This window comes from Micromonospora sp. URMC 105 (assembly GCF_051386295.1).
Taxonomy (GTDB): domain Bacteria; phylum Actinomycetota; class Actinomycetes; order Mycobacteriales; family Micromonosporaceae; genus Micromonospora.
Map to the genome: position 1 here is coordinate 75,384 of NZ_JBPQTL010000005.1, position 16,377 is coordinate 91,760.

Annotated in this window: 15 protein-coding genes; 9 read left to right on the forward strand and 6 right to left on the reverse strand. The window is 74.8% G+C overall.

Going from position 1 to position 16,377, the window contains the following annotated elements:
• The first annotated feature begins 108 nt into the window (after positions 1–108).
• Together ACSNN7_RS03405 and ACSNN7_RS03410 are read left to right on the forward strand one after the other, a co-directional pair.
• Positions 109–3,666, forward strand: a complete 3,558-nt coding sequence (locus ACSNN7_RS03405) for a ThuA domain-containing protein (RefSeq protein ID WP_436679039.1) — start codon at positions 109–111, stop codon at positions 3,664–3,666.
• A gap of 67 nt (positions 3,667–3,733) precedes the next feature.
• Positions 3,734–3,979 (forward strand): hypothetical protein, encoded by a 246-nt coding sequence (locus ACSNN7_RS03410; RefSeq protein WP_436679041.1) that lies wholly within the window; start codon positions 3,734–3,736, stop codon positions 3,977–3,979.
• Positions 3,980–4,048: 69 nt separating this feature from the next.
• Here ACSNN7_RS03410 and ACSNN7_RS03415 read toward each other — a convergent pair whose 3' ends face one another.
• Genes ACSNN7_RS03415 through ACSNN7_RS03425 form a run of 3 tightly spaced genes read right to left on the reverse strand, consistent with a single transcriptional unit; the run spans position 4,049 to position 7,130 of the window.
• On the reverse strand, positions 4,049–4,399 hold the full coding sequence (locus ACSNN7_RS03415; protein ID WP_436679106.1) for a DUF3140 domain-containing protein: 351 nt from the start codon (positions 4,397–4,399) through the stop codon (positions 4,049–4,051).
• Positions 4,399–4,563: a hypothetical protein gene (locus ACSNN7_RS03420; RefSeq protein ID WP_334454423.1), complete on the reverse strand. Its 165-nt coding sequence runs from the start codon at positions 4,561–4,563 to the stop codon at positions 4,399–4,401. Before ACSNN7_RS03420 ends, ACSNN7_RS03415 begins: the two co-directional genes overlap by 1 nt.
• A 14-nt stretch (positions 4,564–4,577) precedes the next feature.
• Positions 4,578–7,130, reverse strand: a complete 2,553-nt coding sequence (locus ACSNN7_RS03425) for an ATP-dependent Clp protease ATP-binding subunit (RefSeq protein WP_436679043.1) — start codon at positions 7,128–7,130, stop codon at positions 4,578–4,580.
• Positions 7,131–7,254: 124 nt separating this feature from the next.
• Between ACSNN7_RS03425 and ACSNN7_RS03430 the strand changes: the two genes are divergently transcribed.
• The 5 genes from ACSNN7_RS03430 to ACSNN7_RS03450 all read left to right on the forward strand — a co-directional run bounded on the left by ACSNN7_RS03430 (position 7,255) and on the right by ACSNN7_RS03450 (position 12,365).
• Positions 7,255–7,650, forward strand: coding sequence for a hypothetical protein (locus tag ACSNN7_RS03430; RefSeq protein WP_436679045.1), 396 nt, complete (start codon positions 7,255–7,257; stop codon positions 7,648–7,650).
• Positions 7,651–7,852: 202 nt separating this feature from the next.
• The gene (locus ACSNN7_RS03435) at positions 7,853–8,113 is read left to right on the forward strand and encodes a hypothetical protein (protein ID WP_334454418.1); all 261 of its coding nucleotides are present in this window, start codon (positions 7,853–7,855) and stop codon (positions 8,111–8,113) included.
• A gap of 10 nt (positions 8,114–8,123) precedes the next feature.
• Entirely contained in the window at positions 8,124–9,026 is a 903-nt protein-coding gene (locus ACSNN7_RS03440) for a hypothetical protein (protein WP_436679047.1), read from the forward strand.
• Positions 9,027–9,060: 34 nt separating this feature from the next.
• A complete protein-coding gene (locus ACSNN7_RS03445) occupies positions 9,061–11,703 on the forward strand; it encodes an FtsK/SpoIIIE domain-containing protein (RefSeq protein WP_436679107.1) in 2,643 nt (880 codons plus the stop codon).
• A complete protein-coding gene (locus ACSNN7_RS03450) occupies positions 11,700–12,365 on the forward strand; it encodes a hypothetical protein (RefSeq protein ID WP_436679049.1) in 666 nt (221 codons plus the stop codon). Before ACSNN7_RS03445 ends, ACSNN7_RS03450 begins: the two co-directional genes overlap by 4 nt.
• Positions 12,366–12,477: 112 nt before the next feature.
• Here the strand turns inward: ACSNN7_RS03450 and ACSNN7_RS03455 are convergent, their stop codons facing one another.
• Positions 12,478–13,761: a cupin domain-containing protein gene (locus tag ACSNN7_RS03455; RefSeq protein WP_436679051.1), complete on the reverse strand. Its 1,284-nt coding sequence runs from the start codon at positions 13,759–13,761 to the stop codon at positions 12,478–12,480.
• Between the two features lie 8 nt (positions 13,762–13,769).
• Complete coding sequence (locus tag ACSNN7_RS03460) at positions 13,770–14,060, reverse strand: hypothetical protein (protein WP_436679053.1); 291 nt, start codon at positions 14,058–14,060, stop codon at positions 13,770–13,772.
• A gap of 186 nt (positions 14,061–14,246) precedes the next feature.
• Between ACSNN7_RS03460 and ACSNN7_RS03465 the strand changes: the two genes are divergently transcribed.
• Both ACSNN7_RS03465 and ACSNN7_RS03470 read left to right on the forward strand, forming a co-directional pair.
• Positions 14,247–15,029: a PIG-L deacetylase family protein gene (locus tag ACSNN7_RS03465; protein ID WP_436679055.1), complete on the forward strand. Its 783-nt coding sequence runs from the start codon at positions 14,247–14,249 to the stop codon at positions 15,027–15,029.
• Between the two features lie 9 nt (positions 15,030–15,038).
• Positions 15,039–15,788: a DUF72 domain-containing protein gene (locus ACSNN7_RS03470; protein ID WP_436679057.1), complete on the forward strand. Its 750-nt coding sequence runs from the start codon at positions 15,039–15,041 to the stop codon at positions 15,786–15,788.
• Between the two features lie 63 nt (positions 15,789–15,851).
• Here ACSNN7_RS03470 and ACSNN7_RS03475 read toward each other — a convergent pair whose 3' ends face one another.
• A complete protein-coding gene (locus ACSNN7_RS03475; protein ID WP_436679059.1) occupies positions 15,852–16,280 on the reverse strand; it encodes a DUF2267 domain-containing protein in 429 nt (142 codons plus the stop codon).
• Positions 16,281–16,377: the final 97 nt, after the last annotated feature.

Sequence of the window (16,377 nt, forward strand, 5' to 3'; positions counted from 1 at the left end):
CGACACCGGCGAGCGCGGGGGTCACCCCATTCGGCGGCGCGTCGCAGCCCTCCGCCCGGCGAGCGCCCGGGCGGCACCCGGCACCGTTATCCCCCGAAAGGAGACGGCATGCGCCGCCGACACCTCATCCTGGGCGCCCTGTACGCACTGCTGCTGTCCCTGTTCGTCGCGCCGGCCGGTCCGGCCACGGCCGCCGCGGCGCCGTTCCGGGCGCTGCTGTTCAGCGAGACGGCCGGCTACCGGCACGACTCCATCCCCGACGGCGTCGCCATGTTCAACGAGCTCGCCGCGCAGCACGGGTTCACCGTGGTGCACTCGGAGAACTCCACCGTCTTCACCCCGGCCAACCTGGCGACCTTCGACGTGGTGGTGATGTTCCAGACCTCCGGCATGGTGTGGGACAACGACGCCCAGCGGCAGGCCCTGCAGGACTACGTGACCGGCGGGGGCGGCATCGCCGCCATCCACAACGCCACCGACATGGGCGTCGAGAGTTCCTTCCCCTGGTGGGACGACCTGGTCAACGCCGGCGCCCACATGCCCGAGCACTCCCCCGGCGTACTGCCGGGCACCGCCCACGTCGCCGACCGGGCGCACCCCTCCACCGCCGGGCTGCCGCAACGCTGGCAGCGCAGCGAGGAGTGGTACAACTTCGACGCCAACCCCCGCGGTGACGTGCACGTGCTGGTCACCGCGGACGAGCGTACGTACAACCCGGGCAGCCGGGCGATGGGCCCGGACCACCCGATCTCCTGGTGCCGCGAGGTGGGTGCGGCCCGGGTGTGGACCACCGCGATGGGTCACGCCAAGGGCTCCTACGCCGAGCCGTTCTTCCGCCAGCACGTCCTGGGCGGGGTGCAGTGGGCGGCCGGGGTGGCCGGCGGGGACTGCGGCGGCACCGTCTGGGGCAACTTCGAGAAGGTGTCGCTGGACCAGAACACCGTTGACCCGATGGCGGTCGACGTGGCCGCCGACGGCCGGGTCTTCTACGTCCAGCGCGGCGGCCAGGTGAAGATCTTCAAGCCGGCCGGCGGCACCACCGTCACCGCGGCCACCCTGCCGGTCTACACCGGCGGCGAGGACGGGCTGGTCGGCATGGCGCTGGACCCGGCATTCGGCACCAACAAGTGGATCTACCTCTACCACTCGCCGCAGGCCAGCGCGACCGACGTCAACCGGCTGTCCCGGTTCACCGTCACCGGGGACACCCTCGACCTGGCCAGCGAGAAGGTGCTGCTGGAGGTGCCGGCGTACCGCTCGCGGACCCACCCGGAGCCCGGCCACACCGGCGGCTACCTGGCCTTCGGCCCGGGCGGCAACCTCTACCTGTCCACCGGCGACGACAGCCCGCCCAACTACGACCCGGCCTGGCAGGGGTACGCCCCGCTGGACTGGCGGCCGGGCAAGAGCTTCCTGGACGCGGCCCGCTCCGCCGGCAACACCAACGACCTGCGCGGCAAGCTGCTGCGCATCCACCCGGAGTCGAACGGGACGTACACCGTGCCGAGCGGCAACCTCTTCGCCCCGGGCACCGCGAAGACCCGGCCGGAGATCTACGCGATGGGCTTCCGCAACCCGTTCCGGTTCTCCGTCGACCCGGTCAACGGCTGGGTCAACCTCGCCGACTACGGCCCCGACCGCAGCGGGCCGACCACCAACCGGGGCCCGGAGGGCCTGGTGGAGCTCAACGTCATCAAGCAGGCCGGCAACTTCGGCTGGCCGTTCTGCCACGGCGACAACCAGCCGTACGCGCCGTACAACCCGGACACCGGGGTGGTCGGGGCGAAGTTCGACTGCGCCAACCCGGTGAACAACTCCCCCAACAACACCGGCCTGACCACGCTGCCGCCGCTGGTGCAACCCCAGATCTGGTACGGCTACGGCGCCTCGGCGCAGTTCCCGGAGCTGGGTTCCGGCGGGTCGGCGCCGATGGGCGGCCCGATCTACCGGTACGACGCGGCCAACCCGTCGCCGACCAAGTTCCCCGCCTACTACGACCGGGTGCACTTCTTCTACGAGTGGTCCCGCAACTACCTCAAGGAGATCCACTTCGACGACGCCGGCGGACTGGTGAAGATCAACCCGTTCCTGCCCGGCGGCAACTTCGTCAAACCGATGGACCTGCGGTTCGGCCCCGACGGCTCGCTCTACCTGCTGGAATGGGGCTCCAACTTCGGCGGCGGCAACAACGACTCCGGCCTCTACCGCATCGACTACGTCCGCGGCGGACGGGCACCCGTGGCCAAGGCGAGCGGAACCCCCACCAACGGCAAGGCCCCGCTGACCGTGCAGTTCTCCAGCGCCGGCTCCGCCGACCCCGACCCGGGCAACACCATCAGCTACGTCTGGGACTTCGACGGCAACGGCACCACCGACTCGACGGCGGCGAACCCGTCGCACACCTACACCACCAACGGGAACTTCACCGCCAAGCTGACGGTCCGGGACAACACCGGGCGCAGTTCCTTCGCCAACGTCCCGATCACCGTCGGCAACACCGCCCCGACGGTGACCATCACCGGCCCGCCCAACGGTGGCATGCTCGACTTCGGCCAGCAGGTCGCCTACACGGTGACCGTGACCGACCCCGAGGACGGCACCATCGACTGCACCAAGGTCCTGCTCAACCCGGCGCTCGGCCACGACGACCACGAGCACGGCACCACCGACTACGCCGGCTGCGCCGGGACGATCAACACCGAACTGCTCGGCGGCCACCCCGACGGGGCCAACCTGTTCTACGTGCTCAACGCCCGCTACCAGGACAAGGGCGCGGGTGGCGTGGCCGCGCTCACCGGCTACGGCAAGGCGATCCTGCAACCGAAGCACAAGCAGGCCGAGTTCTTCACCGGCCAGTCCGGGATCCGGGTGATCGACCAGGCCGGCGCGGAGAGCGGCAAGCGCATCGGCGACATCAGCAACGGCGACTGGATCATGTTCGACCCGATGAGCCTCCAGGGGATCAGCACGCTCAGCCTCCGGGTCTCCTCGCCGTACGGAGGCGGCAGCGTCGAACTGCGGGCGGACTCGCCGACCGGGCAACTGCTCGCCACCCAGGCGGTGCCGAACACCGGCGGCTGGGACAGCTACCAGCAGCAGCCGGCGGTGAACGTGGCGGCGCTGGCCGGCACCCACAAGCTCTACCTGGTCTTCCGCTCCAGCCAGAACAACTCCTTCGACCTGGACTCGATGACCTTCGGCGGAGCCGGGGTGGGCACCCCTGGAACCGGGATCGCCGGGAAGACGTACACGCTGACCGCGCAGCACAGCGGCAAGCTCGCCGACGTGGAGGGCGTCTCCACGGCGGACGGCGCCCGGGTGCTGCAGTGGCCGGCGACCGGCGGGAACAACCAGAAGTGGCAGGCGGTGGACGCCGGCGGCGGTGCGGTCACGCTGCGGGCCGTGCACAGCGGCAAGTGCCTGGCGGTGGCCGGCGGTTCGACCGCCGGGGCGGCCCAGGTCGTCCAGCAGACCTGCGGCACGGCCACCAGCCAGCAGTGGCAGGCGGTCGCCACCACCACCACCGGGGTGTACGAGCTCAAGGCCCGGCACAGCGGGCTCTGCCTCGACGTCAACGGCAACTCCACCGCCGACGGGGCGCTACTGATCCAGTGGACCTGCGGCGGCGCCGCGAACCAGCGGTGGCGGCTGACCCCGGTCGGCTGAGCACCGGCGGCCGGTAATACCCGGCCGGTGGCGGTGCGAACCGTCGCCGGCCGGGTATCTGGCGGACATGACCGACCTCGACCCCGCCGCCGACGACCGGGAGATCCTCCGGGAGGCGGCCGCCTCGCACACCGCCGCCGCCCTGGACGTGGAGAGCTTCCTGCGGCGCCTGCCGCAGGTCCCCGACCCGGCGGACATCGCCGAGTACGCCAACCTGGTCACCCGCGAGGAGCGGGCCCGCGCCAACCGGGAGGCCGCCGCGGACGCCGTCGGCCTCACCATCGGCAGCCTGGAGTCCGACCAGGGCCGATGACCGGGCGATCACGAGGGTGCCGTCACGGTCCGACCGTGACGGCACCCTCGCGGTCTCGTGCGGCGAGGCTCAGCGTTCGACGAGAACGTCGTGGCCCAGGTCGAGCAGGGAGTGCCGCCACTCGTCGTCGGCGTTGCCCCGGCGCGGCTTTTCGTCCATCAGTGAGCGGATGCGGTCGATGGCGTCCCGCATCACCTCGACGTCCTCCGGGGTCAGGTCCACCTTGCGCTTGCTGAGCACCCGCAGGATGTGCCGGCCCGGCTGGGGCAGGTCGAGATCCGGGTTCGGGCCGAACGACTCCTCCCCCGAGCCCCGGGTCAACAGCCACTGCCGCAGCTGTTCGGAGGGGACGTTCACCTCGGCGTGAAAGTCCTCCCAGATCACCTCGACCTCAGGGTCGATTCGCTGCTCGCGTACCATCACGCCTCCTCTTCCGGTGGCCCGGACGGCGCCGGGTCCCCGTCGTCGGTCTGCTGCTTCAGGCCCTCCGGCGGCACCCGCACCCGCGCGGGGTTCGCCGTCGGCGGCGCGTGGATCGGTTCGGTGCGGTGGGTCTCCTCGTCGCTCTCCTCGGGTTCGGTCATGTCCGCCCTCCGGGTCATCGCGGATGGGACGTCGAGGCGGCGGTGTAACCGCGCTCCCCTGCGCTCACGTCGACCGCGAGCTGACCGTCGCGCGCGTCGACGGTGACCTTCTGCCCCGGCCCGATCTGGTGCTCCAGCAGCATCCGGGACAGCCGGTTGTCGACCTCCCGCTGGATCACCCGGCGCAGCGGCCGGGCCCCGAACTCCGGCTGGTAGCCGTGCTCGGCGAGCCAGTCCACGCCCGCGGTGGTGAACTCCACCTGGACGTCCTGGGCGTGCAGCCGGCGGCGGGTCTCCTCCAGCAGCAGCTCGGTGATCTGCCGCAGCTGCTGGGCCTCCAGCCGGCGGAAGATGATGGTCTCGTCGATCCGGTTGAGGAACTCCGGGCGGAAGTTCTCCTGGAGGCGGCGCATCAGCCGCTCGCGCAGCTCGTCGCTCTCCTGGGTGCCGCCGGGCTCGCCGGCCTCGAAGCCCACCGCCCGCGTGGTGCCGGTGATCAGCTCCGAGCCCAGGTTGCTCGTCATGATCAGGACGGTGTTCTTGAAGTTCACCGTCCGGCCCTGGCTGTCGGTGAGCCGGCCGTCGTCGAGCACCTGGAGCAGGATGTTGAACACGTCCGGGTGGGCCTTCTCGATCTCGTCGAGCAGCACCACCGCGTACGGGCGGCGGCGCACCGCCTCGGTGAGCTGGCCGGCCTCCTCGTACCCGACGTAGCCGGGAGGCGCCCCGACCAGCCGGGCGACGGTGTGCCGCTCCTGGAACTCGCTCATGTCGACCCGCACCATCCGGTCGGCCTCGCCGAAGAGCGCCTCGGCCAGCGCCCGGGCCAGTTCCGTCTTGCCGACCCCGGTCGGGCCGAGGAAGAGGAAGCTGCCCATCGGCCGGTTCGGGTCGGCCAGCCCGGTCCGCGAGCGGCGCACCGCCTCGGCCACCGCGGTGACCGCGTCCTCCTGGCCGACGACCCGCTCGTGCAGGTGGCCCTCCAGCCGCAGCAGCCGGTCGCGCTCCTCCTCGGTGAGCTGGCTGACCGGGATGCCGGTGGCCCGGGAGACCACCTCGGCGATCTCCTGCGGGCCGACCGAGGGGACGCGGGTGGCCCCCTCGTCGCCCTGGGCGCGGCGGATCTGCTCCTCGACCTCGGCGAGCCGGTCGCGCAGCGCCGAGGCCTTCTCGTACTGCTCGTCGGCGACCGCCTGCTCCTTGTCCCGGCGCACCTCGTCGAGCTGCTGCTCCAGCTCCCGCACGTCGGCGTCCGGAGTACGGGTGCGCAGCCGCACCCGCGCGCCGGCCTGGTCGATCAGGTCGATCGCCTTGTCCGGCAGGAAACGGTCGGTGACGTACCGGTCGGAGAGTTCCGCGGCGGCGACCAGCGCCTCGTCGGTGAAGCGAACCTGGTGGTGCGCCTCGTACCGGTCGCGCAGGCCGCGCAGGATGGTGACGGTGTCCTCGACGCTCGGCTCGGGCACCAGGACCGGCTGGAAGCGGCGGGCCAGCGCGGCGTCCTTCTCGATGCTCTTGCGGTACTCGTCGAGCGTGGTCGCGCCGATCACCCGCAGCTCGCCGCGGGCCAGCGCCGGCTTGAGCATGTTGGACGCGTCCATGCCGCCCTCGCTGCCGGCGCCGCCCGCGCCGACCAGGGTGTGGATCTCGTCCATGAAGATGATCAGCTCGTCGCGGTGGGCCCGGATCTCCTCGATGACCTTCTTCAGCCGCTCCTCGAAGTCGCCCCGGTAGCGGGTGCCGGCGACCAGACCGGAGAGGTCGAGCTGCACCACCCGCTTGCCGAGCAGGGTCTGCGGCACGTCGCCGTCGCAGATCCGCTCGGCCAGTCCCTCCACGATGGCCGTCTTGCCGACACCCGCCTCACCGATCAGCACCGGGTTGTTCTTGGTACGCCGGGAGAGGATCTCCACTGCCTGCTCGATCTCGTCGGCCCGCCCGATCACCGGGTCGATCTGGTCCATCCGGGCCAGCTCGGTGAGGTCCTGCCCGTACTGGTCCAGGGTGGGGGTGCCCCGGTCGGGCCGGGGGCCGCCACCCGTGCCGCGCTCGGCGCTGGCCGCCTGCAACGACTCCGGCTGGATCCGGCCGGCGGCGAGCATCCGGCCGGCCGGCGACTCCGGGTTGAGCGGCAACGCCATCAGGATGTGCTCGGGGCCGATGTAGTTCGCCCCCATCGCCCGGGACAGCTGGTGGGCGTCGAGCAGCGCCCGCTTGGCGGCGGGGGTGAGCGACAGGTTCGGCGGCACCTCCCCCTTCGGCGCGCCGTCGCCGCGCCCGCCGAGCGCGTTGACCAGCGCATCCGGGTCGGCACCGGCGCGGCGCACCAGGTCCCGCAGCGGCTCGCGTTGCAGCGCGGCCCAGAGCAGGTGGTCGGTGTCGAGGTCGTTGCTGTGCTTCTGGGCGGCCCGCCGGGCCGCGTCGGCCAGCATCTCCCGGGCATCGGCGGTCATCAGCCGGGTGATGTCGACCCGGTGGGCCGGTCGGCGTCCACCCTCACCCCGCCCGAAGTACCGGGCCAGGAACTCGTCCCAGGGGTCGGAGCCGAAGTCACCGGGTCCCATCATCTCTGTCCTCCGCAATCGGGGCGCGGCACGGTCGCCGGGAGCGACACCGCCAGGGCGCGGCACGGTCGCCGGTGGCTACCCGGCGACCGGCGCGACAAACGCCACCGGGTGGCAGGCTGGGGGCATGGACTCCCGCCCGCTGCTGATCGTCGACGGTGCCAACGTGGTCGGTTCCCGACCCGACGGGTGGTGGCGGGACCGGGCCGGCGCCGCCGCCCGGCTGCGCGACGCCCTCGCGCCGCTGGCCGACCGGGGGCTGCCGCCCGAGCTGCCGCCGCCGGTGGAGGTGGTGCTGGTGGTGGAGGGCGCGGCCCGGGAGGTGCCCGGGGTGACCGGGGTGCACACGGTGCCGGCACCCGGTTCCGGCGACGACGCCATCGTGGCGCTGGTGCGCGACGCGCCGCAGCGGCGCCGGCTGGTGATCACCGCCGACCGGGAGCTGCGCGACCGGGTGGCGGCCCTCGGCGCCGAGCTGCACGGCCCGCGCTGGCTGCGCGAGCACACCCACCCGACCGCCTGACCAGCCGGACCGGGCCGCGCCGCCGGTCCCGTCGATGGGACCCGGGCACCCCCGGACGGGACCGGACGAACCGCCGCTTGACGCCTTCTGCGCACGTCACGGGGGTGACCGGACACCCAGGCGGCAACACCGCCAGGGCGGATGTTCTCTCCCCGGCGGGTATACGTTGTAATGGACGTCTCCCCGCCCCCAGGAGGTCACCGTGGCGAGCGTCGCCGAGCTGAAGGCAGCCATCGAGGTCGCCCTCCAACAGATCGGTGACGGGCAGACAGCCGTGCAGGCGGCCGGCGAGAAGCTCTCCGAGGCGCAGCAGACCCTGGCGGGGGCGCTGGAGGGCAGCGGCCACGAGACGGTGGAGAACGCGCAGGCCTCGCTGACCCAGGCCGGCCAGGAGCTGGAGGAGTGTCTCGCCGCGACCCTCGTCGCGGTGGAGCAGGCGCAGCTCTACGTCTCGACGCTCTGAGCCGGCGGCCGTGTCCATCATCGAGGATGTCGGGGCGCAGGTGCGCGCCGCCGCCGAGGAGCTGCCGCTGGCGCCGCTGGCCCAGGCGTTGGAGAAGTTCGGCCAGGCCACCGAGCGGCTGCGCTGGGTCCGGCAGGAGTCGGCCAACCCGATGGGGGTGCCGGAGCTCTCCGCCGCCACCGAGCACGCCGAGGCCGCCGGGCACGCGCTGCGGGTGGCGCAGGAGCAGCTGTCGGCGTACCTGGCCGCGATCGGGCTGGCCCCCGACGGCGCGCCCCCGGCGGCGCCGGGCCGCCGCGAGCCGAGGCACGACGCGCCCCGCGCGGACGCCGTACCGCCGGCCGGCCCGGCACCGCAGCCGCAGGCCGACCCGACCGTCAAGCGGTGGTGGTCGGTGCGGGTGGCGGAGCTGACCGGGGGCCGGGAGGGCCCGCCGGACGAGCCGGACGAGCGGATCGCCGACTCCCGCGAGCTGCTGCGCCGGGTGGTCACCGGGGTCCGCTCCGGCGACCGGGACCGGCTGCACCGGGAGCTGCGCACCGCGCACGCCGACGTCGGCCTCGGACTGGCCGCGGTGGCCCCGCCGCTGCTGCGCGACCTGGCCGGGGAACTGCTCGGGCACCCGCCCCGCGCCGACGACCTGGGCCGGCTTCGCCGCGAGCTGGACGGCCGGGTCCGCGATCTGCTGCCCGGGCTGCCGCCGCCGGTACTGGACACCCTGCTCACCCGGGTCTGCCGGATGCCCCCGCCCCGCTCGGGCGAGCAGCCGCACGCCGCCGATCCGGCGGTCACCGCCGGCGTGGTGACCGGGGTGCTGCTGGCCCGCCTCGGCCGGGACCTGCCCCGCGACGAGCCGAACCCCGGCCGGGCGCCGGCCGCCGAGCGCCGGCCCGGCGGTGGGCATCGTGGCTGACCTGCGCAACCACCTGGTGACGCGGGTACGGGGGATGCTCTCCGAGGCCCTCGGCGCGACGCGTACCCGGTTGGCCGACGCCGAGACGGAGTTCACCGTCGCGCGGGAGCGGCTGGTGCGGGTGCGGCGGGCCGCCGCGGCGGTGCCGCAGCGCGTCGGCGCGGAACGCGACCGCCGGTTGGCCGAGATCGACGACCGGCACGCGGCACGGATCGCCGAGCTGGCCCGCCGGGCCGCCGCCGCCGCGCTGCGCGAGGCGCCTGGCGCCGCGTCCGCGCCGTGGACGGCGTGGCGGGCGACGCCGGCCGGACGCGGCGAGCCGATCGGTCCGGTCCGCGTCGGCACGCTGCGCATCGCCGGTGCCGAGCCGGTCCCGGCGCTGGTGCCGCTGCTGGACGCCGGGCACGTGCAACTGTCCGGCGGCGACCGCGAGGGCGCGGACGCGGTGGTGACCGCGCTGCTGCTGCGCGGCGTCGGCCGGGCCGACCCGGGCAGCGTGCGGCTGTACGGCTACGACCCGGAGCACCTGGGCGGCGGGCTGGCCGGCTTCGCCCCGCTGGGCACCGCCGGGCTGCTCACCTTCGTCGGCCCGGGCGGGCTGGGCCGGCTGCTGGACGACCTGGTGGAGCAGATCCGCCGGATCAACGAGACGGTGCTGGCCGGCGAGTACGGCTCGCTGCGCGAACTGGCCGCGGCGACCGGCCGCCGGCCGGAGCCGTGGCGGGTGGCGGTGCTGCTCGGCGGGGACGAGCTGTCCCGGCACGAACGCGGTCAGCTGGACCGGGTGGTACGCACCGGCGCGGCCTGCGGCGTGCACCTGGTGGTGCGCGGCATCCCGCTGCCGGAGGACCCGACGGTCACCCGGATCGTCGCCGAGCCGGGCGACGCCCACGTCGGCGTCCCCGCCACCCTGCCGGTACGCCTCGACCCGCCGCCGCCCGGCACGCTGGTCACCGAGACCTGCCGGGAGATCGCCTCCCGGGTCAACGCCGGCCCGCCGCCGACGCCCTTCACCGATCTGCTGCCCCCACCGGAGCAGATGTGGAAGGAGGACTCGGCGCACGGGCTGACCGCTCCGATCGGCGAGGGCCCGCACGGCCGGCCGGTGCTGCTCACGCTGGGCGACTATCCGCCGCACGCGCTGATCGGCGGCCCCTCCGGCACCGGCAAGACCAACCTGATCTTCGCCTGGATCGGCGCGCTCGCCGCCCGCTACTCCCCCGCCGAGCTGGAGTTCTACCTGCTCGACTTCAAGGAGGGGGTGTCCTTCGCCCGGTTCGCGCAGGGCCGCCGCGACCCGAGCTGGCTGCCGCACATGCGGCTGGTCGGGATCAACGTCAACACCGACCGCGAGTTCGGCCTGGCGCTGCTGCGGTTCCTCGCCGAGGAGCTGCGCCGGCGGGCCGACGCCGCCAAGAAGCACGAGGTCACCAAGCTGGCCGAGCTGCGGGCGGTGGACCCGACCGGGCACTGGCCGCGGATCGTGGCGGTGGTCGACGAGTTCCAGGCGCTGCTGGCCGGCCGGGACGTGGTCGCGCGGGAGGCCGCCGACCTGCTGGAGGACCTGGCCCGGCGGGGCCGGTCGCAGGGCATCCACCTGGTGCTCGCCTCGCAGGACGTGCGGGGCATCGAGGCGCTGTGGGGACGCCCGGCGCTGGTCGCGCAGTTCACCCTGCGCATCGCGCTGCCCAAGGCGCTGCGCATCCTGGCCGAGCGCAACGACGCGGCGCAGGCGCTGCCGCGCCACCACGCGGTGGTCAACGCGGAGTCCGGGATGACCGAGGGCAACCAGGTGGCCCGGATCCCGTCGGCGAGCGACTGGGAGACCTGGAGCGAGCTGCAGCACCGGCTGTGGCGGATGCGGCCGCCGGACGCCGCCCCGGCCCGGCTCTTCGACGGCGACGCCGTCCCCCGGCTGGTCGACGCGCCAGACTACCGCGCGCTGGCCCCGCAGGGCGACACCCCGCCGCCCCGGGGTCCGGTCGCCCTGCTCGGCGAGATCATCGACGTGCAGGCCCGCTCGGCGGCGCTGCGGCTGCCCCGCGCCCCCGGGCGCAACCTGGCGGTGCTCGGCACCCGGGTGGACGAGGCCTGCGCGGTGCTCGACGCGGCAGCCCGGTCGCTGGCCCGCCAGCACCGGCCGGGCACCGCCCGGTTCTCCATCGCCTGCCTGGACCCGGACGCCGACCCGGCCGCCCGCGCCCTCTACGAGGACCTGGCCGACGACGCGGCCTGGTACGACGAGGAGACGGTGCCGGAACTGATGGCCGAGACGGCCGAGGCGTTGGGCCGGCCGGGCACCCCGAGCACCCCGCACTACCTGCTGCTGTTCGCCGTCGACGCGGCGGCCGGACGGCTGGCGGCACCCGCGGGCGGGCGCAGCGGGCTGGAGCAGCTGCGCCGGATCCTGCACGACGGGCCGGAGCGGCGTACCCACGTGCTGGCCTGGTGGCGCGGGATCGCCCGGATGCGGGTGGACCTCGGCGGGCCGGCCGCCCGTACCGACCAGATCGGCGCCTGGGTGGCCCTCGACGTGCAGGGCGCGGAGCTGGGCTCCTCGCTCTATCCCGGCACCGGCGGCCCGGACTGGTACCCCCGCCCGTGGCGTGGGCTCTTCTTCGACCGGGCGGTGCACCGCACCGGACAGGTGATCATCCCTTATGGTCCCTCCCGATGAACGAACCGGTCGCCAGTGACACGTACGCCGCCCACGTCCGCCGGCTCGCCGACCTGACCGGCCGGGTCCGGGCCCAGCGCGCCGAGGCGCAGGCCTGGCACGAGCAGCAGTGCGCCGCCGCCGAGCGGGCGGTGGCCGAGGCGACCGCCGGGCTGCGCCGGGCCGAGGCGGAGGTGGCGCAGGCCCGGTCCATGGTGGAACGGGTCGACGCCGAGGTCGGGCACCTCTGGGCGGAGCTGCGCGGCCGGCTGGGGCTGGGCGGGCGGCGGCTCGGGCCGGCGCCGGGGCCGGCCCGGGACGCGACCGGTGACCCGGTGGCCGCCCTGCGCGGGGTGCGGGAGCTGCTGGACCGGGCCGGGCAGCCGGGTGAGCTGCCCGCCTCGGTGAATCCGCTGCTGGCGCTCTGCGGGGTGGCGGGCGCGCTGGTGGCGTACCTGCTCGGGGCGGGCGCCCGCGCGCTGGGCCACCGCTACGGCGGCGACCTGGCGGTGGGCATGCCGGTGCTGGCCCTGGTGGTGACGCTGCTCGGCCCGCTGGCCGGGCTGGCGCCGGCGAAGCGGCTGGCGGACCGGCGGCACGCCCTGCTGGGCCCCCGGCCGATGGCGATCGTGCTGGTCGCCGGGGTGGCGACCACGGTGGCGCTGCTGGTGCTGACCCGCTGAGCGCGGCGGTCCGGCCCCGCTCGCCCGGCCCTGCCGGAGCACGCGCGGCCCCGGCCGGAGCACGCGCGGCGTGCCCGCCGCGCCCGGACGGGCGGCGGCGGGCCGGGTCGGATCAGGCGGGGACGGCGACGGCCTCGCGCAGCAGCCGGCGGGCGAGTACCAGCCGGTCGGCGTCGTCGTCCAGGCCGGGCAGGTCGCCCACCCGGGTGACGGTGCCGGTGAGCAGGGTGCGCAGCGCCGGTTCGCAGGTGCCGGGCAGGGTGATGGTCCGGTCGGGCAGCCGCAGCGCCACCCGGTGCCCGGTGGTGGTGCTGAGCTGCCAGCGCAGTCCGGGCCGCGGGGCGATCCGGCTGTCGGCGTCCAGCGCGGCGAGCGCGGCGGCCTGCGCGAGGGGCCGGATCGGGGCCGGCCGGGCGGCGGGCCAGGCGCGCCCGCGCAGCCGGGCGGCGACCGCCGCCGGGTCGGCGCGCAGCAGCCAGTCCCGCAGCGCCTCGACGGTCTCGGTCAGCTCCGGTTCGATGGCGTCGGGGTCGGCGACGTCGGTGCCGAAGGGCAGCCCGGCGCGCAGCCGGGGGTCCTCGGCGGCCAGCGCGAGCAGCTCCTCGACCAGGGCGTACCGGGTCAGCGCGCGGATGCCGACGGTCAGGTGCAGCGAGGCGGACTCCTGCGCCTGCGCGCTGTGCAGCCAGCCGCGCGGCAGGTAGAGCGCGTCGCCCGGGGCGAGCACCACGTCCAGCGCGGCGGGGCCGTCGGCGGTGGCGGCGACCTCGTCGGCCCGTCCGCCCCAGGGCTGCTTCTCCAGCGGGTCGGGCAGGACCGGCGGGTGGATGCGCCAGTGCTTGCGGCCGTCGACCTGGAGCACGAAGACGTCGTGGGTGTCGTAGTGGGTGGCGAAGCCCTGGCTGCCGGCCGGGGTCAGGTAGGCGTTGACCTGCAACGGCTGCGCCAGCGCGGTGCCGAGGTCGCGGGCGAAGTCGACCAGGGCCGGCCAGGTGCGGTGCAGGCCCTGCAACACCAGCGTGGCGCCGGACGCGTACAGCTCCAGCACCTTCTCGTCGAGGACCTGGTCGGTGATCTCGGCGCCGGCGCCGCCGCCGCCGGTGTAGCGGGCCGCCGGCACGAGCTGGCCGTCCTTGGCCACCCGCAGGAACGGGGTACGCAGACCCCGCCGGCTGAGCAGCTCGTCGGCGTCGGCGGGGCTGAGCAGGTCGGTGAAGCCGTCGGGGTTGGGCAGTTCGTCGGCGCGGGAGAGCAGCGGCGCCCGGCCCCAGTGGGCGGCGGCGAACTTCGCCGGCTCGACGCTGACGCAGCGCGCCAGGGCGTCCGCGGCGGACGGATCCGCCGGGCGGCCCTGGCGCGTTGCGTCAGGGCCGCCCGGCGGGTCGATGATCGTCACGACGCCGGTCAGCCGGCGCTGCCGTCGGCGCCACCGTCCTGGTGACCGGGGGTCGCGCCACCGTCGGCCGGACCCTCGGCACCACCGTCGGCGCCGCCGTCCTGCTGGCCGGGGGTCGCGCCACCGTCGGCCGGACCCTCGGCACCCTGGTCCGCGCCCTGGTCGGCGCCGCGCTCGGCACCACGGTCCGCGCCGCCGTCGGCGCCGCCGTCCTGGTGACCGGGAGTCGCGCCACCGTCGGCCGGGCCCTCGAGGCCGCCGCCGCTGGTGGTCTGCATGTCGTCGTCGTTGAGTGCCATGGTGCTCCCTCGGGTGTGCCGCCCCGCCATCGGTCGGGGTCCGTCGTGCAGCGGGTGGTACCCCACGCGCGATCTTCTCTAACCACACCGTAGACGCCGGGACCCGGCGAGAGGGACAGTTCGCCCGCCCCCGCCGGGGCTCGGCGGCGCGCCGCCGGACGGCGCGGCAGCGGCGGCGGTGCCAGGATGGGAGGACACCCCGTCCGGCAGGAGGTCACCATGGGGCAGCCGCAGCCCGCACCGCTGACGCCGCTGGCCGAGGACTGGCAGCGCGCCCTGGCCGTGGTGGCCCACCCCGACGACCTGGAGTTCGGTGCGGCCGCCGCCGTCGCCCGGTGGACCGGGCAGGGCAAGGAGGTCGTCTACTGCCTGGTCACCAGCGGCGAGGCCGGCATCGACGGGATGACGCCCGAGCGGGCCCGGGTGGTCCGCGAGGAGGAACAGCGCGCCTCGGCCGCCGTGGTCGGGGTGACCACGGTGGAGTTCCTCGGCCGGCCCGACGGCCTGCTGGAGTACGGCGTGCCGCTGCGCCGGGCGATCGCCGAGGTGATCCGGCGGCACCGCCCCGAGGTGGTGATCACCAACAACTTCCGGGACACCTGGGACGGGGCGTACGCGCTCAACCAGGCCGACCACATCGCGACCGGGCGGGCGGTGCTCGACGCGGCCCGCGACGCCGGCAACCGGTGGATCTTCCCGGAGCAGCTGACCGGCGGGGTGGCGCGGTGGAACGGGGTACGCGAGGTGTGGGCGGCCGCCTCGCCGCTGTCGCGGCACGGGGTGGACGTCACCGCCACCTTCGACGCCGGGCTGGCCTCGCTGCGGGCGCACGACGCGTACCTGCGGGGCCTCGGCGACGGCGGCTTCGACCCGGAGGAGTTCCTGGAGAGCCTCAGCCGTCCGGTGGGCACCAGGCTCGGCGTCCGCTACGGCGCCGCGTTCGAGGTCTTCCCGCTGGGCCTGCACTAGGCGGTCGCGATGATCCTGATCGGCACCTCCGGCTGGCAGTACCGCGACTGGCGGGACCGCTTCTATCCGCCGAAGCTGCCGCAGCGGCTCTGGTTGGAGCACTTCGTCACCCGGTTCGCCACCGTCGAGGTGAACAACGCGTTCTACCGGCTGCCCGAGCGGGAGACCTTCGCCGCCTGGCGGGCGCGTACCCCGGAGGACTTCTGCGTGGCGGTGAAGATGAGCCGCTACCTGACCCACATCAAGCGGCTGCGCGACCCGGCCGAGCCGGTCGCCCGGTTCCTGGGCCGGGCCACCGCGCTCGGCGACCGGCTCGGGCCGGTGCTGGTGCAGCTCCCGCCGAACCTGCCCGCCGACCCGGCGGCGCTGGACGCCACCCTGCGGCTCTTTCCCGACGAGGTGCGGGTGGCGGTGGAGCCCCGGCACCCGTCCTGGTGGACCACCGAGGTGCGGCAGGTGCTCCAGCGGCGGCGGGCCGCGCTGGTCTGGGCGGACCGGCTCGGCCGGCCGGTGACCCCGCTGTGGCGCACCACGGACTTCGGCTACCTGCGGCTGCACGAGGGCCGCGCCCGGCCCCGGCCGCGCTACGGCCGGGCGGCGCTCGCCTCCTGGGTGCGCCGCCTGGGCGAGGCCTTCGACGACGCCGAGCCGGCCTACGTCTACTTCAACAACGACCCGGGCGGCGCGGCCGTCGTCGACGCGGTCGCGTTCGCCGGGCTGGCTCGCCGGGCGGGGCGTACGGTGAGCCGGACGGCGTGACCTGCCGGCCCCGGGCACGCGCCGGCCCGCCCCGCACGGCGGGACGGGCCGTGGATCGCCCGGTCAGGGGATCATGCGCTGCAGGTCGCCCGGCATGTTGGACTTGACGTCCTGCCACTCGCCCTGGGTCACGTGCTTGCGCAGGGTGTCGAGCACCACCTGCACCACCCGCTCCGTGCCGCCCTCCACGTCGTACGGGAAGCCCTGGCGGACCTCGTAGAGGAAGTCGTCGCGGTTCAGCTTGATCGGCACGCTGTCCGGCTGCCAGCCGTCGAAGTAGATCCCGCGCAGCAGCACCGGCAACTGGGCCGCGAACTCAGCGCTCTCCTGCACCGACATCCGGTCGCGCAGCAGGTGCAGGACGGTCCGCAGGGCCGCGTACGACTGGTTGCGCTGCGCCTTCGGCCACCCGTACGCCTGCTCGATGTCCTTCAGGATCAGGTTCGTCTTGTCCAGCGAGGACTCGAACGCCGAACTCAACTGCTCAGCCATCTGTCCACCCCCGTGCGTCGTCTTCCCACCGACGGTTGTCGGTGCGGGGCGGCGGCCCGCTCGGCCCCCGCCACAGCCGGGTCGGCCTGATCCGACC

Coding starts and splice junctions, on each gene's coding strand:
- ACSNN7_RS03425 (WP_436679043.1), bottom strand. CDS start 7,130: ATGATGGGACCCGGTGACTTCGGCTCCGACCCCTGGGACGAGTTCCTG.
- ACSNN7_RS03445 (WP_436679107.1), top strand. CDS start 9,061: ATGCTCTCCGAGGCCCTCGGCGCGACGCGTACCCGGTTGGCCGACGCC.
- ACSNN7_RS03465 (WP_436679055.1), top strand. CDS start 14,247: ATGGGAGGACACCCCGTCCGGCAGGAGGTCACCATGGGGCAGCCGCAG.
- ACSNN7_RS03470 (WP_436679057.1), top strand. CDS start 15,039: ATGATCCTGATCGGCACCTCCGGCTGGCAGTACCGCGACTGGCGGGAC.
- ACSNN7_RS03460 (WP_436679053.1), bottom strand. CDS start 14,060: ATGGCACTCAACGACGACGACATGCAGACCACCAGCGGCGGCGGCCTC.
- ACSNN7_RS03475 (WP_436679059.1), bottom strand. CDS start 16,280: ATGGCTGAGCAGTTGAGTTCGGCGTTCGAGTCCTCGCTGGACAAGACG.
- ACSNN7_RS03450 (WP_436679049.1), top strand. CDS start 11,700: ATGAACGAACCGGTCGCCAGTGACACGTACGCCGCCCACGTCCGCCGG.
- ACSNN7_RS03410 (WP_436679041.1), top strand. CDS start 3,734: ATGACCGACCTCGACCCCGCCGCCGACGACCGGGAGATCCTCCGGGAG.
- ACSNN7_RS03430 (WP_436679045.1), top strand. CDS start 7,255: ATGGACTCCCGCCCGCTGCTGATCGTCGACGGTGCCAACGTGGTCGGT.
- ACSNN7_RS03405 (WP_436679039.1), top strand. CDS start 109: ATGCGCCGCCGACACCTCATCCTGGGCGCCCTGTACGCACTGCTGCTG.
- ACSNN7_RS03415 (WP_436679106.1), bottom strand. CDS start 4,399: ATGGTACGCGAGCAGCGAATCGACCCTGAGGTCGAGGTGATCTGGGAG.
- ACSNN7_RS03420 (WP_334454423.1), bottom strand. CDS start 4,563: ATGACCGAACCCGAGGAGAGCGACGAGGAGACCCACCGCACCGAACCG.